Genomic DNA, 26,038 nt, shown 5'->3' with positions numbered 1-26,038 from the left:
GGAAAAACGGGAGGCATATGAGCTATTACACGGTAGAGGGCATCATTCGGCGCGGGCTTCCTGTGCTTACTGTCACCTGTGTAATGGGAATTATTGTCGGGCAGATCCTTAACACAAGAGAAAACAGCCTTCTTTCCATGCCTGCAATTCTTATTCTTATCCCTTCTCTGGTCAAAATAGGAGGAGATACCGGCAGCATGCTTGGAGCCCGGCTCTCGTCTGCCTTTCATATGGGGCTCGGAGATAGGATTTACAGAAACCCTGTGGTGCACAACAGCGTTATTGCAGCTTCAATTGTAGGTTTAGTTTCTTCAGTCTCGGTCAGTATACTGGTTTTCATTGCAAGCATGCTTATGGGTTTTGGGATGCCTTTCATTACTTTGCTTGAAATCAGCGTCATTGCAGTTGTAATCGAACTCTCGGTAGTATATTCTGCAACAGTTGGCATTGCGTTTGTTTCTCACCGCTTCGGCATGGATCCTGATGATACCGTAATACCTTTGATAGCAAGTCTTGGAGATCTTGTAGGTGTTATGGGGATCTTTACAGCCCTTCATTTGTTGCATATTTTATAAATAGAATAGGGCTTAATAGCATCATTTTTATCAAAAGCATTATTATTTTATTAATTCAGCTTTCCAGCAAGGAATAATTCGAAAATTAATATTACTATGAGGGACATACCTCATACACACCAACAATAAGGTAGAGTTGATACATAGACCATGTTCCCAAAAGAATTCAGATACAGTCCAAGGAATCTTATAGATCTTTTGACTGAGATGAAGGATACTTCCGAACTCATGGTAGACCTGGCATACTCTGCAATGGTCTATGATGATGAGGACATTGCAGAAGAAGTGCTTAACCTTGAAGATAAAATGGACACCCTCGACTACCACATGAAAATGGCTGCAATGTTAAGCACACGCAGGGTCGATGAAGCCGAAGAACTCCTTGGAGTCCTGCAGGTTGCAGCATCTTCGGAAAATATAGCAAACGCCGCAGGCGACATTGCAAAAATAGTTCTTATGAATATGGGCATTCCTATGGAATTGAAGGTAGCCCTCAGAGAAGCAGAGGAAACCATTGTAAGGGCAACCGTCGCTGCAGAATCCTCAATGGTCGGGCGCACTCTTGGAGATCTCGAACTTGATATAGAAACCGGCATGTGGATAATTGCAATCCGCAGAAGTGAAGACTGGATTTACGACCCCGATACGGAAACCCGGATTCGCCAGGGAGACGTATTATTTGCCAGAGGGCACGATGAGGGCGTCCCCATATTCTTCAAGATGGCGACCACAAAGAACTTTATTCCCAGAGAAATCGAACACGATAAAGTCATAAAAGACCTCGAACACGCAGTGGATATAATCGTGGACATGAAAAACATGTCTGAACTTTCTGTAGGGCTTGCATACTCTGCCATCCTTTTTGATAACGAAGACATAGCGTACGAAGTGAATGCTCTCGAATCCGAAATGGATTCCATGAAGTACGAACTTCAACACTGGGTGCTTGAAACCGCAAAACATGTTGATGATGTAAACATTCTCAGAGGAATTCTGCATCTTGCCAGCGCCTCGGAAGCAATCTCAGATGCTGCCTATGGGATTGCGGATACTGTCCTGAGGGACATCGAACTCCACCCGATTATTACCCTTGCAGTCCGCAACTCCGAAGAAGTAATCACACGGCTCCAGGTCGAGAAATGCTCTCCAATCGTGGGCAAAACCTTCGCAGAACTTAGACTTGAAACCGAAACAGGACTGCATGTGATGGCAATAAAAAGAGCTGACCGATGGGTCTACGCTCCTAAAAGCAACACCGTTGTCCAGGCAGGAGACATGCTTATTGCCCGCGGCTCCAGAATCGGCGAAGGGGCTCTTATAGAGATGTGCGAGTGCAAATTACGCCAGTAAACCCACCCGAATTGCGAGTTGGGAGTACGAGTTTCTTCCCGAATTTCGCTTCGGCACCCGAGTTTCGCTTCGGGAGCCCGAGGTCCTTTTCGCTGCGCTCAGGAGGACTGAATTACAGGTTATCCTGGCACTTAAATTTTTTACTTTTCTTCAAACAGTTTGAAGGCACTTATTTTAAATGAGGATTGAAAAGAAGTTTTTGGGGGAAAAATTCTCATCCATATGACTTTTTTCTCAAATATCAGTTCATCAAAATCGGGATCAACTGGATGATTATTTTCTGTCGATCTGCAATGTGGCCACAGAATTATATGTACTTTTATACCCCGGGTTACAATTACTCTATGGGAGTTTGGTATGGTAATTGTTGGGCTTTCGAGAAACATGGATATCCTGGAATCCGTAAGGACAGCCGTGGAGCTTGCGGGAGGGCTTGGAATTAAAGAAGGGGAAACGGTATTGATCCGTCCGAATGCAAACACTGCAGACCCTGCTCCGGGGTCAACAAATCCTGAGGTGTTGAGGGGAGCTATAAGGGAAGTAAAAAGATACAAACCCGGAAGAATAATTGTGGCTGAGAAGTCGATGATCACCCTGGATACCGAAAAAGTGCTTAAAAAACTGGGGCTATGGCAGGTTGCGGAGGAAGAAGGAGTGGACGAGATACTGACCTTCGACCATATGAAGCGCTGGCATGTAAAACCTGACGGGGCTTCTTCCTGGCCGCTTGGTTTTTTTGTACCTGAGATTATGGCATCTATTGATTACATGATTGCCCTTCCGGTAATCAAAACTCACTGGACTGCAACATTTACAATGGGACTTAAATCCCAGATAAGCATAACATCAGACAGGGACAGGAGGCAGCTTCCTCACGGACAGAGAATGGATGTACTTTTTGGAAATATGATTGCCGAATCTAATCTCGTTTTCAAGCCTGATTTTTATATCTCGGATGCTACAAAATGCTTTGTGACTGAAGGGCCAAACAGAGGAACTTTGCGGGAACCTGGAATTGTCCTGGCAAGCCCGGATGTGATTGCAAATGATACCACAGGGCTTGCCCTTCTAAAAACCCTTGGCACAGTTCCGAAGATCCAGGGAAATTCAGTATGGGCTCAGCCTCAGATAAAAAGGGCTGTGGAACTGGGATTGGGAGTGAAGAACAGAGAAGAGTTTACGGTAAAGGGTTCAGGGATTGAAGAGATAAACGAAATTATTGCCAACCTTGCCTGACCTGAGAGTTCCTTACCGGTTCCCGGTTGCCTGCTGAAATCCTGATTATGGCCTGAATAAGGCATGGAAATCCAGAGATTTTCGAATTGCCCGATTTCCCGTAGAATTAGAGTGGCATAGAGTGAGAACCGGAGTGACTTTACAGGAAGAAATCTCCTGTACCTGTAATAACCTTAGCTTTCCGATTTTCAACCTCATGCAATATATGTTGATATATTACCATAATTTATTTATTTTCGACTATACAATAGAGTATAGGGGTATTTCTATGAAATGCGAAGCATGTGGAAGAGAGAGCGATACAAAATACTGCACCGATTGCGGCAAGGTTATGGACGAGGTTGTAAGGCGCGTAGGAGAAGCCCGATGGGCGGCAATAGATGACTGTTCATTTATTTATCCACTCGTAAAGCGCGTAGGCAAAGGAGAGGCAACAGTTAACGATATAATTCAGGCTCTTGAAGTTGAAGACTGATTTATCTTGCCTTCAGGATTCAGTCCCTGTTAGAAAAAAGCTTTGGAGACTGATCTCCTGAGATAAGTTTATTTTTTGGACCTTTTTCAGGTAACCGGAGGTGTTCAAGGTGAGTGGAGCCTTGGTTCTGTAAAAAGAGCTTAAGCTGTATGTGGATTAAGTTAAATAAATCCGCTCAGGCAGGTTAACAAATCCGATTAAGCGGGCTAAACTTTTTTTGAAACTTCCGGGTTTAAGGTAAGGTTTAAAATCAGTCCAGACTTCGGGCTTTTACCTTAATTCCAGATCGGGCTTCGAGATAAAATCCTTAAGGTTATATCTCTTCAGCCTTAATATTATAGTGTCAGACAATTTTCTCTGAGCGCAGGGATTGGTGCTGTACATGAACAGAAAAGCCGGAGCAGTTGTATTGATATTCCTGCTTGCAGGATTGATCCTGATTTCGGGTTGTATTGAAAATGAGAAGATTGAAAAACCTGCAAATAACGAGTCTTCCGATGCCGGCAAAGGGGATGAGAATATGGACATCCAGATAATAAAAGTTTTTAGCAGCGCGTTTGAATCGAACAGTACTATCCCCAGGAAGTATACATGTAACGGGGAAAACATAAATCCGCCTCTGGAATTCACAAATATTCCGGAGGAGACTGAAAGTCTGGTACTGATCATGGACGATCCTGATTCCCCCATGAATCCATTTACTCACTGGATAGTCTGGAATATTGAACCTGTAGCGAAAATAGAGGAGGATAGCGTTCCCGGGATTGAGGGAATGAATAACTTCCGAAAAATAGGCTATGGGGGTCCATGTCCTTCCTCAGGCACGCACAGATATTACTTCAGGGTTTACGCGCTGGACAGGCAGCTTGAGCTCAAAGCAGGATCTGGGAGAAAAGATCTTGAAAGCGAAATGGTAGGACATATTATCGCTGAAGGGGAACTGATGGGAAAATACGGTAAAACCTGATAAGAGAAAAAAATCCTCTCCCGGATAAGTATTTTTCCGGGGAAGGATATACCATTATGTGGAGGATCTTGATCAGAAGAGTACGCTTCATGCTTTGATTAGGATATATGCCTGAACTATAAATTGACCTTAGTAGACCTGATTTAATTGACCTTAAGTAGATCTGATTTTCTAGTATCTAGGGGGGAAGATAGTGGAAGAAATGATAAAAGCCGAACAGAAAAAAGCAACATCTGAAGAGAATACGGACATATTTGAAAACCCTGGAGAAGGGCTGGAAAAGGCAACCTTTGCAGCAGGCTGTTTCTGGGGAATTGAAGAGGCTTTTCGGCAGGTTAAAGGTGTTGTTGCAACTGCAGTCGGCTACAGTGGAGGGCACTTCAAAAAGCCGACTTATGAGCAGGTATGTACCCTTAATACCGGACATGCAGAAGCCGTAAGGGTTATTTTCGACCCGAAAGTCGTCTCTTATAAGACCTTGCTGGATGTTTTCTGGAAGATCCACGACCCGACCACAAAGGACCGGCAGGGCCCTGATGTCGGTAAACAGTACCGCTCCGTGGTCTTTTACCACAGCGAAGAGCAAAAGGCTGCAGCTTTCGCCTCAAAAGAAGAACTCGAAAGGTCAGGAGCTTTCAAAAATCCAATAGTAACCGAAATCGTACCGGTTTCCGAATTTTATATGGCAGAAGACTACCACCAGCAGTACTTTGAAAAAAAAGGATTTTTACAGAATGTATTCAGGAGCTTTAAAAAATAAGTGCTGGAGACAGGTTTTACAGGAACATCTCTTCAACTGACTTTTTTTAATTTCATAACTTACTTCCTGCTTTTCCTGTATTTCTATTCTATAAAAGTACAGAATGAGAAGATAAAAGAAGAACTTGATGCATGCAAATATGCCGAATTAGAACCCTGATTATGGGAGTCTTTTTTATTCGTTTTTTAATCTGTACACAATGTAGATATTATATTACACCAGATTATAGATAGTAATTTTTTTAATTTCTGAGGGAAGTATATGCGTTTTAAAATTCTGGCTACTGCAGGGTTTTTTCTGCTGGGAATTGTGACTTTTTCGGTTTATTATGGTTCCAGCAGCGAGAGTGCACAGAATGAAGGAGACATAATCCAAAAAGTAGAGGTCAACAACAGCAGTTTTCTTGAAGGTTCGGAAGATTGGGATGGCTTTGAAACAGTAATTATAGATATCGACAAGCTCAGAAAAGCCGCAGATGTTGGAAATGTGACTCTTAACATAATGGGAGAGAATTTTGAGGTTGAAATTCGGGAAAAGTCCAGACTTGAAGGAGAAAATGCTTACTTTTATACAGGACCTATTGCAGGCAGTAAAGACAAAGACAGCAGAGCTGATTTATATGTGGGAGAAGAATCTTTATGCGGGTCCGTCGAACCGGGTGAGCCATGGAATGTTACATATAATATTGTACCCACTGATCAAAGATATGATGGAAAAATAGTTCATGTTGTGTTTATGCAGGATTGGACAAAAGAAAATGAAAGGCTGGAAAAGGCAGGCATTGATCCCCTGCAGTTTTTTCTGATAAACAATGATTCCAGAAAACATGTGATGTCTATCGAGATTTTCGATTTTAATAACAAATCCGTGTTCAAAGAAAACTATACAATAAATCCTGGTGATGAGATATCTTCGCCCAAAATAGATGTTGAACTGGGAAAATACAGATATGAAATTATTCTGGACAACGAATTGACTTATGAAGCAAAAGTGAAGGCAGGTTTTGCAGGTAATCTGAGCGGCTCAGAAAAACTGCATCTTACTATCCGTGATGATCCGGATAACCCTATACAGTTCGTAGGCGAGATTTCCTGAGGAAGTTCTTTTCTGCATCCCAGCTGCCTCTAAGGAAAGATTTATGTCTGATACAGGGGTTTCCGGTTTCAAATCCGGGATAATTATTTACCTTTCCCTCACCTATTTTTTCTCATGATTTTTGACCCTATCACAGTCTGTAATATGGAACTTCAAAACCGCTTTGTAAGGTCTGCAACGCATGAATTCATGGCAGAAGAAGACGGAACGCCCACTTCCAGACTTGGAGACCTCTATGAAGAGCTTGCAAAAAATGAAGTTGGATTAATCGTAACCGGCTATTCCTGTGTCCATCCATGCGGGTGGAGTGACGCTAAGCAGCAGGGAATTTACGACGACCGTTTCATCGAACCCTACAGGAAAATCACTGATAGGGTGCACAGGTACAGAAGCAAGATAGTACTCCAGATCGTGCACGGAGGTAGACAGGCAGATACTTCGGACGAATATCCTGTCCCCATAGCTCCGTCAGCGGTCAAAGACGGTCGCTCGGCAGTTGTGCCGAAAGAAATGACTGAAGAAGAAATCCTGATGGTAATAGAAGCATTCACACAGGCAGCTGTCCGGGCAAAAAAAGCCGGCTTTGACGGGGTTCAGCTCCACTGTGCACACGGTTTCCTTTTAAGCAACTTCATATCTCCTTATACGAACAGGCGGACTGACAGATGGGGAGGATCCGTGGAAAACCGGGCAAAAATAGTCATTGAGATAGTCAGGAGAATAAAAGAAGAGACAGTGGGCAGTTTTCCCATCCTTGTGAAAATGAATTCAACTGACGGTTTCCAGCCCGGCACGGTAAAGGCAGAACTTGGGCTTACTATATCTCAGGCTGTGGAAACTGCAAAACTTCTGGAAAAGGCAGGCGTATGTGCAGTAGAGGTCAGCGGAGGGATAAGCGAAGCAGGCGGAGTGACTATAAAGACTGCGATCAATTCTCCTGCTAAAGAAGCTTACTTTAAGGACTATTCTAAACAAATAAAGAGCGCAGTGAGTATCCCAGTTATCCTCGTTGGCGGGATCAGGTCTCTTTCCGTAATGGAAGAACTTCTTGAAAATGGGTTTGCAGACCTTATATCTATGAGCCGGACATTCATCAGTGAACCAGATCTTGTTTTAAAACTTAAATCTGGAGGGGCTAAAAAGGCAAGGTGCGTGTCCTGCAACCTCTGCTTTGACCCTGAAGGGATCAGGTGCAATTTTGAGTTTGACCGATCTTAAAAAGACTGCAGTTTTTTCCATACTGAAGTCTTTCTCCCTTTTTACCGGTAGTTACTGACTACTGATTTCGTTCTTCATTCCAAAATTTTCTAAATATTTTTAATTTTGAGTTTACAATTGGTTTCTAACCGTCATTAAGAGAAGTGAGCCTGAACGTATATTTTTTATAAAAAACTCCTCTATTAGCGGAACCTATTCCAATGGGTATATATACTATACGCTGAATTATTTTACAGGGTGAAGTTCCATTGGCACATTTTGATAAAGATAAGCTCCTTAAAATATTTGAGGAACATGGAGTATCTGAGAACAACCAGGAAGTTGCAATCGAGTACCTGCAATCAATACAGCGCATTGGTAGATCACAATCGACATTGAACAACAACGTGGATTTCGTGAAGTGGCTTGCACTCAATTTCAAAGGAGACTTGGATAAGCTAACTCGACGAGACGTCAATAAGATTCAGGATATGATTAATGACCTGAAACGTAAAAAAGATGGTAAGCCCGCTGCCGATACTACAAAGCAGCTCTACAAAATATCCCTGAAACGATTTCTTAAGAAGTATGGGCGAGAAATTGACAACCGGGATATGGTTAGGTTAGCGGATTTTGAAATGGCAGCGGCGAAACCGAAAAGACTGAAGCCTGAAGACATTTTAACAGATGAAGAGTTAAACAGTATAATCATACAGTGTAAGACTCTTAGGGACCGAGCTTGTGTTGCACTGCTGGCTGAGACGGGCGCCCGAGTGGGTGAGATAGAGCATTGTAAGCTTGGTGACGTGAAGCCTGCACCTCACGGGTTCAAAATTACATTGCGTGGCAAGACAGGGGAGCGTGAAGTTTTGGTCTACAAATGTCAGCAGCTTCTTAGACAGTGGATAAACGTTCACCCGGATGAGAATCCCGAGTCACCGCTCTTTCCTACAGTTAGGAAGTATGATGATAACAGTTTTAAAGTTAGTGAGAATGAAGCGGGTGAGGAGTTGCAAAAAGCATACAGACCTTTGAACGGGAAACAAATCGGGATAATTCTCAAGTTGGCTGCGGCAGCTGCCGGGATAGAAAAGAAAGTCCACCCGCATCTTCTGAGACACGGCGCGGCAACGAAATTTGCGAACTCCCTAACAGAGCAACAAATGAAAGTACAACTTGGCTGGACGCCAGGCTCGCCGATGCCCGGTAGGTATTCTCATGTCGCAGAGACTGATGTCGAATATAAACTGTTGGACATTTATGGAGTGAAAATGGATCGGGATATAAAAGGTGAAATTGTTAGACGGTGTCCAAAATGCAGCAAGCCGATCACAGCAGGGCTAAACTATTGTGAGTGCGGTATGCCGCTCACTGAAGAAGGTGTGCAGGATTTCAACAGATTGCTCAGCAACGATCAGTTCATGATGGCTATGATGAAACTCAACAAAGAGCTGGGTCAAATGGATCTTGAAAAACCTAACGAGAATCCAAAGAAGGATACTGATAATTGGTGGTGAAGTTTAAAGATATAAATATGTATTGTCTTCGGGATATATTGGGTTACCAACGCTGATTATATCCCAGACACAATGTATATATATTTTGAAACATATAATAATATTTGACATTACGTTACCAGGTAGTGTCGTAAAGTTCACCAAAAATATTTGTTTGTGAAAACGAGCCTTTTAAACCACCATTATGAGGGCGCACTGACACCTCTTTTGGCGTCCTCAAAACCTACCAATATCCCAGAAGTAGATTTTGGATGAAGTCAAACCCTATAAATACGTATTGAGAAAAGAGACGAAAAAAAATTAGGCTTTTACTTTAGCGAGAAGTTTCGAATCAATCTTGTGTTCTGCGAACTGTTCGGCAATCCACTTTATCCCGAAGTCAGTCAGCTCGTTATTTGAATCTAACACTACCACATTCTCAGCGGCTGCCAATTCTATCCCGTACAGCTCACCAAGAACTGTCAGACTGGCATATTGAGTATCGTCATCTAATTTAAGAAGTTTTTTCCTGAGATAGGTTCTGTCAATATCGAGAAACTTTGTGTTTTCATTTGGCACTTCATCAAATCTTATTCTAACCATATTGTTCTGGCTTATCATATCTATTCACCTGCTTCAAGTTGTTTCTTAAGTTCTGCTAATTTTGCTTTCTCGATTACAATCTGCTCATTCAGATATTGAATGCGTTTTTGATTTTCTTTCATTTTTATAGCCTGAATCAATTGAAACTCTACGGCGATCTGTTGTTTTTTAATTTTATGAAGTTCTGTGTTTAGTTTCTCGACTTCAGTATCGAGTAGAGCCGGAAGAGGTTTAAGACCTGTGCCGCTCACTAAAACTTTCTTTCCATCCCCTATGTAGATGTATTCAAAACAATCGGTAGGTTTATAGGTAGGTTTATACTGTTTTGGTGTTTGTATTGTTCGCCGTCGATTGCCGAAATCATGATCCATTCTATATCCCTCTAAACTCTTTTATTATATTAATTGTGTATTACATGTGCAACTTTCATCTCGAATCTCAATTCAGCGGCTGTAAGCATATCACCGTATTTCTCGGAAAGCTTAAGTGCTATATTTCTGAACCGTGGTGTGTTGCCATCTGATGTATTGTATATCCCGTACTTGCTTGCATATACAGCTCTAGCTGCCAACAGAAAACCGAATGAGGCAGTTGGATTGTCGGCAAGCAGTTTGTTATAATGTTGTGAAGTTAGTTCTGTCGTTTAGCTCACCTCAAGTGTTTTAACAAAATCGGTCATATCCCTGCATTTAGCCCATGAAATAACCTCTTCAAGTGACATTGGCATAATTTCTCTATATAAATAAAGAAAATAGTTTCCTTTTACAGTTTTGAATATTTTAGATGCATGAACTCTACCTCGTCTATGATTCCATTCGGCTATACATGTAGCACGGCGAATATTGTATTCATCCTTATCATATCCCGGACATCCAGCTAACATGTATTCGAACATTCAATCCACCTCACTTTGTGCACTTTCGGGATATTGCTCGAACATTTTTTCTTCGAGTCCATTTCTTGTTTTGTCGACAAGTAGCAGTGCTCTCATAAGTACCGCAGAATATTTTTTTCCAAATGTATTCCCAATCATCAAACTTACATTGAGAATCTGCTCGCGCAGAACCTTTAATTCGATTCCAATTTTCTTATAGTCTTCAAGTGTTGGTTTTAACGCCGTGACATCTCACCTCGCTTTCGTAAATATTATACAAAATATAATATATTTACAAAGTATATAAAACGTAAGGTTTGTTGAAATTTTAGAAATTGTGATTATTTGTAGAAAGGCTTCTGGGATATGTTATGTAACCGAAGCTTAAATATATCCCAGAAGCCACGCTAAGCGATTTTAGCCATCGTAAAAGTAGGTCTGGGATATTTGGGTTGGGAGGTGTTTCGTTGGGATTTAAAATTGGTACAACTAATTAATTTTGTATATTCAAATTTCCCTATATTTGGTTTAAATTTCCCTATAAATTTTTCAAATTTCCCTATAATTTTGCGTCAGAGCTTTAATCAAATCAATAGATATAACCATATATATGTATATATTTATAGGGAATATAGGGAATATAGGGAATTTTTTTTTATATATAATAAGCGAGAATTTAAGAAGTTAATAAGTATAAAATTTAAGAAGTTAATGAGTATAAAAATTTGTAATTCCGCACGCATTAATATGGCTATAATTTTAAATTTCCCTATATTCCCTATACTCTGCCTCCCAATAGTGAAAACCTTCCCTATACATTTCCCTATATTCTAGCCCTATTTCCCTATACTCTGCCTCCCAATAGTGAAAAGCAAAAAAAAAAATTCCCTATACATGCTTCCCAATAGTGAAAATCGACGATGAAAAAAAGTACATAAAAAAGTAAAAGATGCTTTACGCATCTTGATTTTCAGATTCTTCCTGTTCAGTCTCTATAAATTCTTTTATTTTACTCATCTTTATTCTAATCATATCTTTCTGAGATGGGGGTTTTCCATATTCGTATCTATGAGCCACTTTACATGTTGTACTTAGACCATTTTTTGTTTTCTTGGTTTGTGTACATTCTAATATATCATGATCTCTCCACCATCCAATAATCTGTGTCGGATTGAATTCCTTATCCTGAGCTAGATATTGTTTGATATTGCTTGGAAAGAAATCTATGTATGCATATTCGCCATCTTTCTGATATGGTGGGTATGCAAAGAATCCATTTATTGTAGCTTGATGTTTTTCAAGTGGTACTTGATCTGGTCTCAAAAAATTTGCGGGATTTGAAATAGCCCAATAATAAACTTTCTCTAGTGCTTTAACTGCAAGTGGTATATCTGGTGTTCCAAGCACAAACTCACTCCACATCTCATCTATTATGGTTTGTGGCTTAGCTGGAGGGAGTTTAAGATCCTTAAATACCTCTTCAAGTAATGCACCACCTACTTCAGCAGCAGCAAAATACTCTGCCTTTCTTTTTGCGAGTGTATCATCTGTTGTTTTTCTCAATCTTGATATTGCAAAATTATACCAACCTTGTAATTTAGATCGATTTTCAAAGAACTTGGCTATTAACAGTGGTAGGATATGACCATAATTAGCAAGTATACCATTACGAATCTCGTCAATTCTGTTAGGATCCATATCAGGTAAAGGCTTTTGCTTACACGAAAATGCTCGGACGTTTGCACCATTATTTGCAAATTCGGATGTAATATCAACTTCACCTGTAAGGGTTACATTTGTTCGTATCTTTTTATGCGACCGCAAGTCACCCTCTTTAGTGCCGCGCACAGATTCCGAACCATTACCGATTGCATATGTAAGGGCTTTTTTCGTTTCATCTTTCATTATCGTTATTTCATCTACAGGTGCAGGTATATCAGTAAGTGTAGTGAGCATTGCATTTAGTGCAGTTAGGGATATATCACCATTTATGATTAGTCCCTCACCTTTTGCATTTGGATTTCCAAACATGCTGGTACTACACTGCATAGTGAATGTTTTACCTATTGAAGTATCTCCAACGATTCCAAAGGCACTATTAGAAACACCAAGGTGAGCTAATACGATCGTTGCGGCATCATAATACATTTTGAATCTAAAGATATTATTTCTAAGAATTGGAGATATTGATTTTATCCAACCATCTAATGTACCATGCGGCTGAAGCTTTTCTTCTAGTCCAATATTTTTATTGTCGATGAATATAACATCTTTTGACACGGCTTTACCATAATCGTCTACAAGCATCTTATTTCCAAGTATGAATTTCTTGCAATCTTTATCCGCCCATCCTGTATGAGTAAAGGCTTCACCAGTCTTGAAGGCTGTTCCACCTTCATTGATATTAGCTTGTCTAACATCTCTGAGAAAAGCTAATGTTGCCTTTAATTCGTCGTCGAGTATATCGAGACTACCATAGTTGTTTTTTCTTACAATAGTATTATAGTTTGTCCGACCCTGAAGTGCAGCTGTAGGTACTCTCAATGTTTCTAACTGTGGTTTATATCCAGCGAATGTAAGCTCGGTGTAATCGACGCCCTCGGCACTCGTGAAATAACCAGTCGCCATAACCCGGACGCCACAGATAAGCACTGGAGTCTCAATCAGCTCATCTCCAACGCTCTTTTGCTGTATCTGCCATATCCCAGAGGGACTTATCACATATCCCTCGGGCACAAAACAACCAAAATATTGTTGCCTACCATAAGGTGCCCGCTTCATATATGGATCTTTGATATCAAAACCAATCAGATCTGCAATTTTTTGCGTAAGCTTTCGGTCGCCCGTTATTTGGAAGGAAAAATCTTCTTTGATTTGTTGTGTGAAGTTCTGCTCAATCTCTTCATTACCGACCGCATCAACTGCCAGTACATCTTCAAAATTTGCATTCTCGAAATCTTCGACGACTACGTCTCTTTCAATATCATTTGTCATTTTTATACCTCCGTATTATTTTCCCATTTCGACGGAGGTCTTACACAAGTTGTGGCAAAAATCGACAATTAAGTTTATATAGGATCAAACCCTATATTATATTGACGATTTTAAGTCTCTTTCAATAGCCACCGACTTGTATAAAACCGCTCTTGTCAGATGACACCCTGACAAGGGCTTTTTCCATCTTATGGCTCATTTTTAGCATTCCACCATAGAATTTTTCATTGTGCTATACGGGCGGGTCTTTTTCTCGGGCTCAAACTCAAAATATTCACACAAAATATCCCGAATTACGCCAGCGCGTGACGTGTTTTTCTGTATAGCAATTGCATCGATACAATCAACGAGCGGTAGGTAGTCGTCTCTCAGGTTTGTAGTAATCATACATATATTTGCCATAATGCAGTTCACCTCTTTCTATTTTAGAAAAGCAGTCTTTACATCACCCGAAATCGGGCGCCGAGGTCCCTGCTTTGACGTTTTTCTACAATAAAATAAATACTTTTCTTCTTATATATACGTATGGTTCAAATCAGTTGTGGGCTAGCCCTCGCAACATTTGATGAGTTTGCCTTTACATTCATCGATTTTACTGAATTTCTTACGAACTTTGCATTTCTCATCTGATTTAGGGCGTAGGACATTGTTTGATTCGGGAATGGATCTGACTCAGTTCCAGGCTGCAAGAACTGAATATACCGGACTCCTTTCTTATCCATCTGAACGTTATAGAGCCACCCGTCGGCTTGCTCGTATCTAAAGTGACCATCGAAGCAAGGACACTCAAAGTCAAAATAAGTAAATTCCGCATAATCAAAATTGTCGCTCCATTCCATACTTCCCTTTACATATCCCGAAATACGCAACGGTCGCGGCATCGGTTCAATTTCTGTGTTGGTCATTGTTTACACCTCTTCTCTAAAGAGGTCAAAATCAGTGAAACACAACGCTCCATACCTTTTTATAGGCGCAAGCCCTATTATTTTTGCTCGAAAGGTACTTGGGTCGTGACGGTTTTTGCCGAACCGTTCACTGATCTCAACCTTATTCTGCTTTTGAACTCCTCATATAGTTTCTTGGCTTCTTTCCTTCTATACCAAATCCCGAAAGGATCGTATCTCTAATTATCGCTGTTGGGTTACTATGGCTCTTTTCGGCTTTTCTAGCTGCTATTTTCATTATTCTATCCTTAGATTTTTCGTCAATTGGTATTGACATCATAACCATTTTTGTTTCGGTTTTCGACATTAGGAACCTCCTCTATGTTATTAACAATTATATATTACAGTACATCGTATATAAACCGTTAAGATTGACTTTAAAAAAATAAAATTGTTGTTTATATTCAACGGTTTGTCTATATATCCCGTACTTAGCCAATAGGTATTTATATCTTTCGTAAGAAATAAAAATTTGGCAAATGAGCCAATATAAAAGGAGATTTTAAAGAATGACTAAAAATATTTTACGGGATATATATGTGCAATTGCAAACTATCGGGATATTAGACGACAGTGGCTCTATGAAGCATTCTTACATGAGATTCGCTAGCGAAGGACTCATGGACTTGCACGTGGACAAACTCTTTGGCAGCCGGATTAGCGTGGCTCACAATGGCGTTCTTAACGGGGATATTATGGCAGACCCGGACATGGAAGTATTGATAAATCCCGAAAGACAAGAAGCAGAAGCACAAACGTTTCAGAATGATTATTTAGGGATATATCAAGAACCGGAGGACAAAAGAGAGCTTAATGTCTTCTTACACGACTGGCTGTGCAACATAATAAACGCAGAATATAAGCTCGCGGAGACAGAAGAATAATTTTTTTTTGCTTCTTTTAGCCTACGCACAGCCACGTAGCCAATCGTAAATAAGCTTCTGGGATATTTATCCATAACACCTCAACATATCCCAAACTTTTCTATCAATTCCCGTTTTCGTCTAATTAGACACAAAAGGTATATATAATCGGCACTGAATAATTATATTTTGTGATACTTATGACAAAATTCGTAGCAACATTTCACGAAGACAATTTTCTGGCAGTAATGCCAAACAAAATGATCACATCAGCAGAAATCGCGAAGCGAATCGGGTGTAGTAAACCTACGGTTGCAGTATATATGGAAAAGCTCGTAGAGCGGGGAAAAGTAACGAGGATAGAAATCATTGGCGGACGGGATGCCGTCTGGCAGAAGGTGGTTTGAGATGATTGGAATCCTAACTAATATTGAATTTGCATGTGTGTTTATTTTTTTTATATTACCGATTAGCTTGATTGCTATTTACGCTATACGAGACATATTAAGAGGTATATTAGAAGTCATTGGCATCATTAAACCAAATTCAAATGAGGATGATACCCCAGAAGAAGCATGGCTTGAATGGGAACACCGCCGCGAAATATATGCAAACAGAATGGAATATGTTTCAAATGAAAAAAAGATTTGATGAATTGAAAAAAAGAATGGTGATCTAGCTGCCGATGTACACCTCATGAAATCGGCAGCCACCATGGTAAGTTACAATATAATATTCTTTTCTAAGTATTTATATCTTTTTTCGTTGTTTCAGTCAACCGATATTGTTTTTGATACATTTTCCGACACATCGTATATATATTATGCGAGATATATTTCATATGATTCATATGAAATTTGGACAGAAATCTAAATCTATTCGATTAGAAAGTCCACGACAGTCTGTCTGGGGTGAGCATTATACCGCAAAGCTTCAAAAAACGTCAAAGGGGTATTATCAAATCAATATCCCGATACCGTTGAAGGAAGAGTTACAGTTTTCTGATAATGCTATTATAGACCTACAGAATGTGAACGGAAGCCTCGTTGGTACAGAGCTAAAACGCCCGAGGTGGACGAAATGAATGAAGAAGAATGGGAAAGAAGACGGCAAGCTCATCAGGAAACACAAGAGCGTGGTTGGACAACAGTACGAGAGGCAAGAGAAATGGAAGATGATTCAATCCCAGTAATCATATCACCGAGCGGATTAAAGCAGCAAGCACACGCGAAAGAAGTCGTTGAATATGAAGCTGTTGATATTGAAGCTGCACCAAAGAAAGGTAGAACAATCAAATCAAGAATCAAATCAAAGCTTCGAAAAATAAAATCAGAGAATCCAAAAATTGAGATTGTAGACGAAGAGATGGAAGCTGCTCGAAAGAAAGGCTATGATGCCCACATGAAGGAAAAACGCGATAAAGAGATCATAAAGGCCGAAAAACAGGGTCGCAGAGATGCAATGACATTCAAATCGCGAAGAGTAGATGATGCCAAGAAGCTACAAAAAGGTGCTGGTATTGTTGCAGGAAAGGTGAAGCCTGTAGCCAAGCGTGTAGGGAAAAACGCGAAAGGTCTTGCTAGAGAGCTTGCAGCAACACCGGGACAAATAGCACAAACCATCGGACAGACTGCAATCGAGATGGAGAAAGTCAAACAACACGCAAAGAAACAAGCAGCAAAAACAACTACGACACAGAGGAAAGAGAAACCTGGACCTGCTGTAAGGAAAGGCACTATTGGTAGACATGAAGGTGGGCTTCCGGTCAAATCGCACAAATCCGGCCCCGGACGTAGAGTAGGTGGTTTGCCAGTAAAATCTACAAAACCCGGTCCTGGCACAAGAAGCAAGCACGGACCAGTAGCCAGAAGCGGCTATAAGCCTCCTCACAAATCGACAAAGCCTGCGCCAACCAATAATATCCCGAAAGCAACAGCGGTGGTAAACAGGCAAAGATCGGTGAATTTTGCGATGCGGAAGAGGAGTAGAAAATGATACCTGTTCAGGTTTGGTTAACACTGTTAACATTCGCTGGACTCTGCACATTCTATAGTATCAAAATTCGGGATAGAAATAACTACACGGATGCAATCGCTGGTCTGTTAGCCGTCATTTTTTGGATTATCTCAGGTCTGTCACTACTCGGTGGAGTGCAAACTGAGTTTGTGACATATCAGAGCGGCTCGCTAATGTGGGTTTTTGTTGCTATAGGGATAATTGTAGCATTGTTGACATTTGTGAGAATTTTAGATATTATAGCAGAGCGGGATAGAGATAGAAATCATGTTCATTTCGGTCAAATTAGGTTGTGAGAATATGGGAATATTAATTCCAAAAGAAAATAAAAAAGTTGTATTGGATAAAATCGAGGAAAATCCAATAATAGTACCCACGAAAAAGAAAAACTATCTTTTGGCAGAACCAGAAGATGTAACGGCACTGGATGTCGAAATATCCCCGAGGGGATTTAGAAGAATTGTATTGAGGTGAGAAAATGCTTGGAAGAAGAGACTCAAAGAAACGCGAAAGAGAAGACGAGGAATACGAAAATGAGTTGAATGAAGATTTCAACGAATACAACGACGAATATGAAGATTTCAAAGTTCACAAGCCAATGCATAAGATCAGGAGTGAGAGGGATAGAACATTCACAAATGATGAAAATGAGAAGCGTGTAAATTTCCGGAAATATCGTGGCAGAGGGTGGAGTAGATCACATGCACGAGGTTTGCCGAAGCGCGAAAGATCTGGTCCACTCAATAGGACTCGTGATAAATCACCTTTCACATATGCAGCTGGTGTAAGCCTGCACAGAAGATCACAATCCGAGAAATATCCCAGAAGCTGTTCAAAAAAGTGTAAAAGCTGGGGAGTCCCATGGAAATAATAGTTAGGGAAAGCAAAACTAACAAATGAGGTGATAACAAATGGTTGACACGATGCAAAAAGTACAAACTGTTGGTGGTGTGACAAAAACATATGTAATTCGAGACGGTGTACTTGGTAACGTTAGTGGTAGTAAATTCTATCCTTTGTCAGATTATGAGTTGTCTCACGATGTATCAAACGTTCAGCGCGATGCGGCGGGTAAAGTAACGTTTTATACCCTATCTGGCGCGGATGCGGCACAATACGCAGCGGCGCAAGCAGCTAAAGAAGCAGCGGCAAAACAAGCTGCACAAGCAGCGGCGCAGAAAGCGGCAGCGAATGCGGCTCAGAAAATAGATCCACAAAAAACTAGCGGGTACGCTTTCAAATATGCAATGAGCAACAAAGATCAAACTGCATATCTTCGCGATAAACAATCAAATCCCAGTCTTACAGAGTATCAGTGGAGACAAAAGTACGGAAAGGATTTGGCAGTTGTAAAGGGTACATATGTAGCGCCAAAAATGAAAACGTCAAATAAGTCGGCTGCTACGACAGGTACAAAACAAACTGGTGTCTCGAACGATAAGACCGGCGCTGAGAAACTTGCAGCACAATCAAAGACCAATGCAAGTACGAATAAAGCTACAGTTAAGTCAACGACCACTACAAAGAATACAACAACTACAAAGCCAAAAGTGTCTCTCGATGCCGCTAAAAGTGGTAATGCCGCTAAGACATCTAAGACAACTCCGACTAAAACAGTCGTCACGACGAAGCAAGCCGCCAGTGGAAACGCAGCAAAAACAACACCTACAACTAAGAAAACTGTTGTTTCAACAAAGCAAGCGAGTAGTGGCAATGCCGCTAAGACAACTCCAACATCTAAGAAAATTGTAAGCACTGCTGCTGCATCGAGTGGAACTGTAGCCAAAAATACAGCATCTACAGCGTCTTCAGGAACGGGTAATGTCAAGAAAGTTAACACCCCAGTTTCTACGAAGCCACAGAAATCGGCAACATATATCCCTGTTGTGAGGTCGGCTACTGGGGCTATTGTTCAGCAGACTACCAAAACAGACCCGAATATGGATCGGAACACAATAGGATTATCCCGAAAGATATCTGGTTCAGAAAAAATTGCGGCTCAATCGAAAACCAATGCAAACAAAGCAGTAATTCTGAATAGAGTTGAAGCACCAAAAACTATTGTTGGTCTCGATGCAGCTAGAAGGGGAAATGCTGCCGCAACAACGCCAAAACCAGTAAGAGTAGAACCCACAACAAAGGTCGTTGTTAGTCTTGCAGCTGCAAGAGGTGGAAATGCTGGACATGGGCTTAGCATACCAATGACGAGAAAGGATTCAATTAGTTCAGCTCCTGATCTTACGGGCTCTCAGAAGCTTGCAGCTCAGAGTCGGATAAATTCAGCGACTAATAAACCTACTATTATAAAAAAGACTGTTCTGACAACACCTGTTCAAACAACGACTACAGTTACAAAAAAGCCGACTTTTCAGCTGACTCCTGTTCAGCCAAATGCTACGCCTATAATCTTAAAAAATCCGACTACTACACCTGTATTCAACACAACACAAACTACACAAAAGAAATCAATAATTTCATCGTTATTTGGTCCAGATAAATCTGGGTTTGGATTTATTGGTGTTGCCAGTGCGAAGATAACCGCAGAAGACAGGTTAAAATATACCAAAGATCCGCGGTTCAAACCATGTCCAACCGGGCTTTGTAATATTAGATGGACAAACGATCAAATAGCTAATCTAAAAGCGATTGATGCTCGAGCAGCTCAAACACAAACAACGCAGACAACTCAAACAACTCAAACAAAACAAACTCATACAACCCAGACTCAGACAACTCAAGCAGCACAAACAAAGCAAACTCAAACAACCCAACCACCAACTCAACCACCAACACAAGCTCAAACACAAACTCAAGCAACACAGACACAGACTCTGTCAGTAAAAAGAGAAAGGGAAGATCCTCAATGGCATGACGCTGTACAGGATATCTTGAAGCAAGATATGATGCTTAGATATGGTCTTGATTCGAGAGGAAATAAAATTAACAGTTCTATACAATTAGCAGATGGCTCATTTGTTGAACAAGTGCAGAAGCAGGGTAATAGTCGGGATAGTGGTGTAACACTCTACACCGCACAGCTCACAGATGCTGAAAAGGCGCAGAATTGGGCTGCATATCAGGAGAGGTCTGGACTTGGGCAATCGGGATATCAAAAGAATGTGAAATCTGGCTCGGCAACCAAAACAGTGACAAATAAGAATGCAGCAGAAGCAAAGGCAGCCGCTAAAGCCGAAGCGGCAAGAATAAAGGCATTACAAGCAGCGTTCACCGGGAATACAAAAATTGGTGCAAACGGTGAAGTGATTGACGCCATTCAGGCTCGTGGAAGTGATGGTAGTGGTGAAAGTGGCGTTAGTCTTAGAACAGTAGATAAAACAGGTAATGTAACAGGTTTGTCCAAATCTCAGTCACAATTTAAAGCTGAGGCTAAATATAGAGAACAGGTTGCTAGTATACCTCTTCAGTATGGAATGACGACAAATGATATAAACACTATTAAACAAGCCAGGGCAGATGTACAGGCTCGCACGCTATCGAAATTAACATATCCCAAAGACGACAAATATGCCGATCCAGAGGTATATGCTAGAGAATATGAAAGAATAGATAAAGCTACGAAAAATATGTCGATGGATGAAAAGCGAGCATATCTGAAAAATACAATAACGACTCAAATGGAGGGAAAATCGACAACACAAGACCTTGTGTTCATGAAAGGAACTCGATTCGAAAAATCTATCCCAAAAGTTCAAGCCTTTGATGTGATCAATGCTATATCTGCAAAAGAGTTATCTGGCGAAGCACTAACACCGGCAGAACAACATTTCGTTAATCTTGGGAATCAGGATTATGTTGAGTCAAAGCCTGCAAAATGGATCAATGCGCGGCTGAATAATGCGGGTGAGTGGACGTCACAAAAACTACTGGCGTTTTCTGGTGGTGATAATGGAAAATATCAAAAAGGTTCGGATTGGGCTGGTATTACAAGCAATAAGGATACGCAAGATAAGCTGGCATCTACATGGACTAGTGCTAGAGAAGGATTCTACGGCGATTCGCCAAAATTCCTTACGGGATTTGGTAGCCTTATAGTTACAGATGTGGATTATGCAGCACAACAGTTGATTAATCGCGGTCCTGTCACTGGTGGTAGAAATATCGGGAACAAAGTTACGGGTGATGTAATAGGTATACTCGGTGGATCTGTCACTGCCGTAAAAGATGATCCGACTAGATTTGCAGCTGGTATGATTGGTGCGAGTGCAATTCATACTACAGTGAAAAAGCCAATAGTAGTAGTTAAAAAGAATGTAGTGGATTTTGGTAAAACTACTACTGGTATCACCCGGAAAGAAACAGTTATTGAACCAATAAAAAATGATATTCCATTTAAAGAAGCGGGTGCGATATTAGATGAATTAACTTCTGGAAAAACAATTCGTGGTTCAAGAGGTTCTTCATGGACTGAAAAGAGTAGCACTCTTAATACAGTATCAAATCAGATTAAACAACTTAAATTTACGGATGCTGCTAAAGAAGTATTAAACAGTAGTAAAAAGAAAGGCGAAAAGATAGTTGGTAAGGGTAATTATAAAGGAGAAACATATCCCAAAGATCCGGCTAAACAAAAGGCTTGGAACTATAATGAACCTGGTACAGAAGGGAAACCAGTAGTATTTCAGACGGTTAGAGAAGGAAATGTAAATGTTGTGTCAGAGAGGTTCATAAATAAGGGAGCTTCTACACTAACAGGAACAGTTATAAATAAATTCACCAATGCAAATAAAGTTGCAAAAGTTGGAGAAACAGCAGATGGAAGGATATACAAGATAAGGGATAGAACAGCTGAAGGCGGTGAAAGAGCACCCATTACATTAAAGGAAAAAGTTGGCGTTAGTGTCGTAAAAGCAGCTGATAAAACATTTGGTATAAGATCGACCGATGGTAAGATCGTTACTAAAGTTAAAAAAGGTATAGCAGCCGATTATACACGTAGAACATTAAAACCTACACCCCTAAAAGAGCGGCGTATTTTCGATCAAGAGGTTCGATCAGTAGATCTCACAAAAACTGCTGAAGGTAGAGCACTTCAAGAAAGAATGATTAAATCGTTCAAGGAAACAGGTCAATTTGTATCTGATTCACAAGGAGAAATCTACAAGAAGATCCTCGATATTGCAGATGAGCAAAGTAAATTATATGATGAGCCAATTGCAGCGCCATCTCCAAAGCTTGCTAATGGATCAAGAGCACCAACTGGTCTACAGGCAGAAAATGAAGTAGTTCTTGTGATGACTGGTCCTTCGTCTAGTATTATGACTAGCCGTCAATGGATTGGTAATGCAGCAGATGGGACAAGAATTGAGCGTGTGAGATATGGAAAACAAGCCCCACTACCAAAAAGAAGCATTGTAAACAGAATGTTTGAGAACTACCAATATAACGTAGATATCAACCTGAATAGAATGGGTGGATCGGTTGGTAATAAAAGTAAGATCATAAAACCTGGTTTTTATAACAGGCATCACTTCGAAAGCATGCTTGGCGATATAACACGTAAGAAAGCAGAACTATATGACAAAACTGCATTAACAAGACCTGGTGCATATACGGGTGGAAAGCATGGCTTAGAACACGCCGAAAAAGTAACTAAAAATATGGAACCACAGAGATCGCAATCAGGTACTACAGCTGAATATGAGTATTATTTCGGAAAGTATCATGATATGGCAAAAACTGGTGCTTTCGACTCTGCTAGAATGGGACATGGTAGTACAATATATGAAGCTATAAAACTTAATAAAATAGATGATCCATGGCTTAAATCGTTAACCGACGCTGAAAGAAGGCAGTTTGCAAAAGATCTTGGTGTGCATGATTTCATAAAACCAATGAACCTCAAAAATGGTTTGGCTGGTGTTCAAACAAAGCTCATTATTAAACCAACGAAAGGTGCTAGAGCTGGTGCAAATGCAGATAGAATAGAGTTAACTAGGTTCAATATTAAACCAGATCCAAAGCGAATGTTTACCGAGCTACTGCCGGATGGTTCTCCATACAAACCAATAACCACTTTAACAAAGGCTAAACGAGCGGTTGATACAATTTCGACGTCACCTACTTTTAAAACTTTTATAGCTAATGAGGCGGCAGAGTTCGCATGGAATAGAAGAGTGTCAAGATCCGCAGAGAGAACCATAAAAAGCGATGCGGTTCTTAATAAAAATAAAATTTTCGGTAATAAAGGGTCATATAAATCGGGTATCGAAAGTATCACAAAATCCAAAAAACAATCATATCCCGGACGAACAACAAAAAGCGAAATAAGTAAAGCTAGAACAGTACAATATTACGAAAAGCCATATGAATCTAAAGGATTTTATAAACCAACACCCAGTGGAATTGGATATAAAACTATAGCTATTGGTTACAAAACTAAAGATAGCTATATTAAAACAAATAAAAGAACATTCCCAGATAATAAATATAAAAATATTGGAAGTGGGTATAAAACTAAAGATAGTTATGTTAAAACAAATACAGACTTATATGTAAATTCGAATGCATATAAGCCTCCATACTCTGACACTTATAAGCCAGATAACACTTATAAGCCTCCATACTCTGACACTTATAAGCCAGATAACACTTATAAGCCAAATCCTGATCCAGATCCATATAATAATCCATACATTCCACCATATGATCCAAACGGTCCATATGATCCAAATGATCCATATGATCCAAATGATCCATATGATCCAAATGATCCATATGATCCAAATGATCCATATGATCCAAACGATCCCGAGGATCCATATAATCCAATTTACCCCGTTCCAGATAACCATGATGATAGATATGGCAATGATGGTGGTGGAGGAGATTATAGCGGATTCATCGACTATCACAAACTCGATCCAATTGGTGGTGGGGAATATAAGCGGAAAAAACCAAAATCTGGTGCATACGAAAAACTTCCGTGGGGAATGGCAAGCGAAGCTCTCATGATCTCAAAAACGAAAGTTAATACATTCGACGAAATGATGGGAAGAACTGGGAAAAAGACAGTTCAGGGATCGGAAATAAAAGTAACAAAACAGAATCGTGCAAGCCCATTCAGCAAGAAAGTTACAATGTCAACTATTAAGTCGTTCACCCCAACTGCAATAAATATAGCACAAAAAGGGCTTGAAAGAAAAATGGATACGATAGCAAAAACGCCTGTAAAGGTTTTTGGTGCAGTTCCAGAGAACGTCAAGCAAAAAATAGTGACACCCAGCCGAAAACCGACCAATTCTAAGCCGCGTAGCCAATCGAACAGTGTGCCGGTAAAGCAAATATTCACCCCGAAAAAGCAGGTTTCGTTCGCAAAACCAGCACCAATATCCCAAAAGCCTCCTGTAGTATCGAAAGCAAAACCTGCCTCGTCTGCGAAGCCAAAAGCTAACCCATTCGCAAAGCCAAAAGCTACTATAGCTACAAAACAAAAATCTTCACCGTGGGGATAAACCCACCAAACTAATTTTTTTTCTACTTTTTAATCCAATTTATACGTATTGTTTTCGATAGCGGCAGACCTTACCGTATTTATAATCGGACTTATAATAATTATTTCTATGGTAGAAACTTTTGCGATAGCGACTGAGCCAGGATTCGAGCGAGTTCTAAGAAAAATCGATCAAATTGCAATAGAACAAAACTCGAATCGCAGTGCGATAACGAGGGATATTCTGTATAGATATTTCGGGATTAATCCAAAAGCTCGGATCAGTAGACCAAACCGTAGTGCACAACTATCCCGAAGGAGAAGATAACATGTGGGAGAGAAGAAAACTCACAGCAACACCTCAAGGCATTAGAATATCCCTGAAGGGCAACGCCTCTATAGCTGATCAAAAAGCCTGGTCACTAATGCCAAGAAGCATGAAGCTACACTTAAAAAAGCAGCTCAAAAACACGGATAGAGACTCATCCCCTAACGGGTACGACTGTCACGTGCGGGATATGCATAGGCAAGAAGCGTTCTTAGCTGCCGATCAAAAGATAGTAGGAAAGCTAACCTCTGTAAAGCCTGGCAAGCTAATTTCACATGGCGGTGCGGGTAATGTCAACACCGTAGAAGGATTACCCGGCTTCGTGGTTAAAACGCCTGTAAACAAGAAGAATTCATACTATAATGAGGAACGCAAAGACGGTTTCGAATACGAGAGAAGGTTCTATAAAAAGCACGACCTTCTAGATGAGCCTCTTTTCATTCCCTCTAAAGATGTGACCGTAAACGGTAAGCCAGCCATTCTGCGCCCGGCTATTACAGTCATTTCCGAACCGAATCGTATTATATCCCGAAAAATAACGAGCAAAATCACTGACAAGCAGCTTGAGATAATGAGACAAAAACTAATCAAGCTCAGCATGAAGGGATATCTGTTCTATGATGGACTTCAAATCGGGTTTGACAAATCAGGTCGGCTTTTGGAATACGACTGTGGTGAAATGGAAAAAACATCATCAAAAGATGCGTTCACCGTGAACAATCAGGAATGGCTCTATTTCTTGACTAGGATAGGCAAAGCCAAAACCGAGCAAGAAGCCGCCAGAAAATATGGTACAATATCCCGGAGGTCATAAC

At 40.5% G+C, this 26,038-nt stretch carries 25 protein-coding genes; 18 read left to right on the top strand and 7 right to left on the bottom strand.

The window, feature by feature from the left end; genetic code table 11:
- Positions 1–17 precede the first annotated feature (17 nt).
- From PLL47_RS01730 to PLL47_RS01690, 9 genes are all read left to right on the top strand, one after another.
- Positions 18–575 carry a magnesium transporter gene (locus PLL47_RS01730; RefSeq protein ID WP_324444128.1) on the top strand — a complete coding sequence of 186 codons (558 nt, stop codon included), beginning with the start codon at positions 18–20 and terminating at the stop codon, positions 573–575.
- A gap of 150 nt (positions 576–725) precedes the next feature.
- Positions 726–1,925 (top strand): potassium channel family protein, encoded by a 1,200-nt coding sequence (locus PLL47_RS01725; RefSeq protein WP_324444126.1) that lies wholly within the window; start codon positions 726–728, stop codon positions 1,923–1,925.
- Between the two features lie 357 nt (positions 1,926–2,282).
- Positions 2,283–3,161 (top strand): DUF362 domain-containing protein, encoded by an 879-nt coding sequence (locus PLL47_RS01720; RefSeq protein WP_324444124.1) that lies wholly within the window; start codon positions 2,283–2,285, stop codon positions 3,159–3,161.
- A 268-nt stretch (positions 3,162–3,429) separates the two neighbouring features.
- Positions 3,430–3,636, top strand: coding sequence for a hypothetical protein (locus PLL47_RS01715; RefSeq protein WP_324444122.1), 207 nt, complete (start codon positions 3,430–3,432; stop codon positions 3,634–3,636).
- 382 nt (positions 3,637–4,018) lie between these two features.
- Entirely contained in the window at positions 4,019–4,603 is a 585-nt protein-coding gene (locus PLL47_RS01710; RefSeq protein WP_324444217.1) for a YbhB/YbcL family Raf kinase inhibitor-like protein, read from the top strand.
- Between the two features lie 193 nt (positions 4,604–4,796).
- On the top strand, positions 4,797–5,363 hold the full coding sequence (gene msrA, locus PLL47_RS01705) for a peptide-methionine (S)-S-oxide reductase MsrA (protein WP_324444120.1): 567 nt from the start codon (positions 4,797–4,799) through the stop codon (positions 5,361–5,363).
- Between the two features lie 261 nt (positions 5,364–5,624).
- Complete coding sequence (locus PLL47_RS01700) at positions 5,625–6,458, top strand: hypothetical protein (protein WP_324444118.1); 834 nt, start codon at positions 5,625–5,627, stop codon at positions 6,456–6,458.
- A 114-nt stretch (positions 6,459–6,572) separates the two neighbouring features.
- A complete protein-coding gene (locus PLL47_RS01695) occupies positions 6,573–7,676 on the top strand; it encodes an NADH:flavin oxidoreductase (protein WP_324444116.1) in 1,104 nt (367 codons plus the stop codon).
- A 248-nt stretch (positions 7,677–7,924) separates the two neighbouring features.
- Positions 7,925–9,172 carry a tyrosine-type recombinase/integrase gene (locus tag PLL47_RS01690; RefSeq protein WP_324444114.1) on the top strand — a complete coding sequence of 416 codons (1,248 nt, stop codon included), beginning with the start codon at positions 7,925–7,927 and terminating at the stop codon, positions 9,170–9,172.
- 300 nt (positions 9,173–9,472) lie between these two features.
- On the opposite strand, the gene PLL47_RS01685 is transcribed toward PLL47_RS01690, so the two are convergent.
- The 7 genes from PLL47_RS01685 to PLL47_RS01655 form a co-directional block, all read right to left on the bottom strand.
- Entirely contained in the window at positions 9,473–9,754 is a 282-nt protein-coding gene (locus PLL47_RS01685) for a hypothetical protein (RefSeq protein WP_324444112.1), read from the bottom strand.
- Between the two features lie 20 nt (positions 9,755–9,774).
- Positions 9,775–10,125, bottom strand: coding sequence for a hypothetical protein (locus PLL47_RS01680; RefSeq protein WP_324444110.1), 351 nt, complete (start codon positions 10,123–10,125; stop codon positions 9,775–9,777).
- A 272-nt stretch (positions 10,126–10,397) separates the two neighbouring features.
- Positions 10,398–10,649 (bottom strand): hypothetical protein, encoded by a 252-nt coding sequence (locus PLL47_RS01675; protein ID WP_324444109.1) that lies wholly within the window; start codon positions 10,647–10,649, stop codon positions 10,398–10,400.
- Positions 10,650–11,582: 933 nt separating this feature from the next.
- Entirely contained in the window at positions 11,583–13,622 is a 2,040-nt protein-coding gene (locus PLL47_RS01670) for a DUF927 domain-containing protein (RefSeq protein ID WP_324444107.1), read from the bottom strand.
- Between the two features lie 201 nt (positions 13,623–13,823).
- On the bottom strand, positions 13,824–14,024 hold the full coding sequence (locus tag PLL47_RS01665) for a hypothetical protein (RefSeq protein ID WP_324444105.1): 201 nt from the start codon (positions 14,022–14,024) through the stop codon (positions 13,824–13,826).
- A gap of 128 nt (positions 14,025–14,152) precedes the next feature.
- A complete protein-coding gene (locus tag PLL47_RS01660) occupies positions 14,153–14,527 on the bottom strand; it encodes a hypothetical protein (protein WP_324444103.1) in 375 nt (124 codons plus the stop codon).
- 142 nt (positions 14,528–14,669) lie between these two features.
- Positions 14,670–14,873, bottom strand: a complete 204-nt coding sequence (locus PLL47_RS01655) for a hypothetical protein (protein ID WP_324444102.1) — start codon at positions 14,871–14,873, stop codon at positions 14,670–14,672.
- 202 nt (positions 14,874–15,075) lie between these two features.
- Between PLL47_RS01655 and PLL47_RS01650 the strand changes: the two genes are divergently transcribed.
- The 9 genes from PLL47_RS01650 (at position 15,076) to PLL47_RS01615 (ending at position 26,037) form a co-directional block, all read left to right on the top strand.
- A complete protein-coding gene (locus tag PLL47_RS01650) occupies positions 15,076–15,450 on the top strand; it encodes a DUF6908 domain-containing protein (RefSeq protein ID WP_324444100.1) in 375 nt (124 codons plus the stop codon).
- A 179-nt stretch (positions 15,451–15,629) separates the two neighbouring features.
- Positions 15,630–15,836, top strand: coding sequence for a winged helix-turn-helix transcriptional regulator (locus PLL47_RS01645; protein ID WP_324444098.1), 207 nt, complete (start codon positions 15,630–15,632; stop codon positions 15,834–15,836).
- A gap of 1 nt (position 15,837) precedes the next feature.
- Positions 15,838–16,080, top strand: coding sequence for a hypothetical protein (locus tag PLL47_RS01640; RefSeq protein WP_324444096.1), 243 nt, complete (start codon positions 15,838–15,840; stop codon positions 16,078–16,080).
- A gap of 429 nt (positions 16,081–16,509) precedes the next feature.
- A complete protein-coding gene (locus PLL47_RS01635; protein ID WP_324444094.1) occupies positions 16,510–17,424 on the top strand; it encodes a hypothetical protein in 915 nt (304 codons plus the stop codon).
- Entirely contained in the window at positions 17,421–17,741 is a 321-nt protein-coding gene (locus tag PLL47_RS14935; protein WP_502883665.1) for a hypothetical protein, read from the top strand. Before PLL47_RS01635 ends, PLL47_RS14935 begins: the two co-directional genes overlap by 4 nt.
- A 4-nt stretch (positions 17,742–17,745) precedes the next feature.
- The gene (locus PLL47_RS01630; RefSeq protein WP_324444092.1) at positions 17,746–17,919 is read left to right on the top strand and encodes a hypothetical protein; all 174 of its coding nucleotides are present in this window, start codon (positions 17,746–17,748) and stop codon (positions 17,917–17,919) included.
- Positions 17,920–17,923: 4 nt separating this feature from the next.
- On the top strand, positions 17,924–18,316 hold the full coding sequence (locus tag PLL47_RS01625; RefSeq protein WP_324444090.1) for a hypothetical protein: 393 nt from the start codon (positions 17,924–17,926) through the stop codon (positions 18,314–18,316).
- Positions 18,317–18,356: 40 nt separating this feature from the next.
- Positions 18,357–24,917 carry a hypothetical protein gene (locus tag PLL47_RS01620; protein WP_324444088.1) on the top strand — a complete coding sequence of 2,187 codons (6,561 nt, stop codon included), beginning with the start codon at positions 18,357–18,359 and terminating at the stop codon, positions 24,915–24,917.
- A 307-nt stretch (positions 24,918–25,224) separates the two neighbouring features.
- Positions 25,225–26,037, top strand: coding sequence for a hypothetical protein (locus tag PLL47_RS01615; protein WP_324444086.1), 813 nt, complete (start codon positions 25,225–25,227; stop codon positions 26,035–26,037).
- The last annotated feature ends 1 nt before the right edge of the window (position 26,038 follow it).

Origin of the sequence: Methanosarcina sp., from assembly GCF_035390745.1 — an archaeon.
Taxonomy (GTDB): Archaea; Halobacteriota; Methanosarcinia; order Methanosarcinales; family Methanosarcinaceae; genus Methanosarcina.
Note: the sequence above shows the minus strand (reverse complement) of the source record. Positions and strands in the feature narration are given on the sequence as shown.

Excerpts from the sequence above, each read along its gene's own strand:
- PLL47_RS01695 (WP_324444116.1), top strand. The coding sequence starts at position 6,573 with ATGATTTTTGACCCTATCACAGTCTGTAATATGGAACTTCAAAACCGC.
- PLL47_RS01630 (WP_324444092.1), top strand. The coding sequence starts at position 17,746 with ATGGGAATATTAATTCCAAAAGAAAATAAAAAAGTTGTATTGGATAAA.
- PLL47_RS01645 (WP_324444098.1), top strand. The coding sequence starts at position 15,630 with ATGACAAAATTCGTAGCAACATTTCACGAAGACAATTTTCTGGCAGTA.
- PLL47_RS01670 (WP_324444107.1), bottom strand. The coding sequence starts at position 13,622 with ATGACAAATGATATTGAAAGAGACGTAGTCGTCGAAGATTTCGAGAAT.
- PLL47_RS01700 (WP_324444118.1), top strand. The coding sequence starts at position 5,625 with ATGCGTTTTAAAATTCTGGCTACTGCAGGGTTTTTTCTGCTGGGAATT.
- PLL47_RS01620 (WP_324444088.1), top strand. The coding sequence starts at position 18,357 with ATGGTTGACACGATGCAAAAAGTACAAACTGTTGGTGGTGTGACAAAA.
- PLL47_RS01730 (WP_324444128.1), top strand. The coding sequence starts at position 18 with ATGAGCTATTACACGGTAGAGGGCATCATTCGGCGCGGGCTTCCTGTG.
- PLL47_RS01615 (WP_324444086.1), top strand. The coding sequence starts at position 25,225 with ATGTGGGAGAGAAGAAAACTCACAGCAACACCTCAAGGCATTAGAATA.
- PLL47_RS01635 (WP_324444094.1), top strand. The coding sequence starts at position 16,510 with ATGAATGAAGAAGAATGGGAAAGAAGACGGCAAGCTCATCAGGAAACA.
- PLL47_RS01640 (WP_324444096.1), top strand. The coding sequence starts at position 15,838 with ATGATTGGAATCCTAACTAATATTGAATTTGCATGTGTGTTTATTTTT.
- PLL47_RS01650 (WP_324444100.1), top strand. The coding sequence starts at position 15,076 with ATGACTAAAAATATTTTACGGGATATATATGTGCAATTGCAAACTATC.
- PLL47_RS01720 (WP_324444124.1), top strand. The coding sequence starts at position 2,283 with ATGGTAATTGTTGGGCTTTCGAGAAACATGGATATCCTGGAATCCGTA.
- PLL47_RS01685 (WP_324444112.1), bottom strand. The coding sequence starts at position 9,754 with ATGGTTAGAATAAGATTTGATGAAGTGCCAAATGAAAACACAAAGTTT.
- PLL47_RS01680 (WP_324444110.1), bottom strand. The coding sequence starts at position 10,125 with ATGGATCATGATTTCGGCAATCGACGGCGAACAATACAAACACCAAAA.
- PLL47_RS01660 (WP_324444103.1), bottom strand. The coding sequence starts at position 14,527 with ATGACCAACACAGAAATTGAACCGATGCCGCGACCGTTGCGTATTTCG.
- PLL47_RS14935 (WP_502883665.1), top strand. The coding sequence starts at position 17,421 with ATGATACCTGTTCAGGTTTGGTTAACACTGTTAACATTCGCTGGACTC.
- PLL47_RS01665 (WP_324444105.1), bottom strand. The coding sequence starts at position 14,024 with ATGGCAAATATATGTATGATTACTACAAACCTGAGAGACGACTACCTA.
- PLL47_RS01725 (WP_324444126.1), top strand. The coding sequence starts at position 726 with ATGTTCCCAAAAGAATTCAGATACAGTCCAAGGAATCTTATAGATCTT.
- PLL47_RS01710 (WP_324444217.1), top strand. The coding sequence starts at position 4,019 with ATGAACAGAAAAGCCGGAGCAGTTGTATTGATATTCCTGCTTGCAGGA.
- PLL47_RS01625 (WP_324444090.1), top strand. The coding sequence starts at position 17,924 with ATGCTTGGAAGAAGAGACTCAAAGAAACGCGAAAGAGAAGACGAGGAA.
- PLL47_RS01715 (WP_324444122.1), top strand. The coding sequence starts at position 3,430 with ATGAAATGCGAAGCATGTGGAAGAGAGAGCGATACAAAATACTGCACC.
- PLL47_RS01675 (WP_324444109.1), bottom strand. The coding sequence starts at position 10,649 with ATGTTCGAATACATGTTAGCTGGATGTCCGGGATATGATAAGGATGAA.
- PLL47_RS01655 (WP_324444102.1), bottom strand. The coding sequence starts at position 14,873 with ATGTCGAAAACCGAAACAAAAATGGTTATGATGTCAATACCAATTGAC.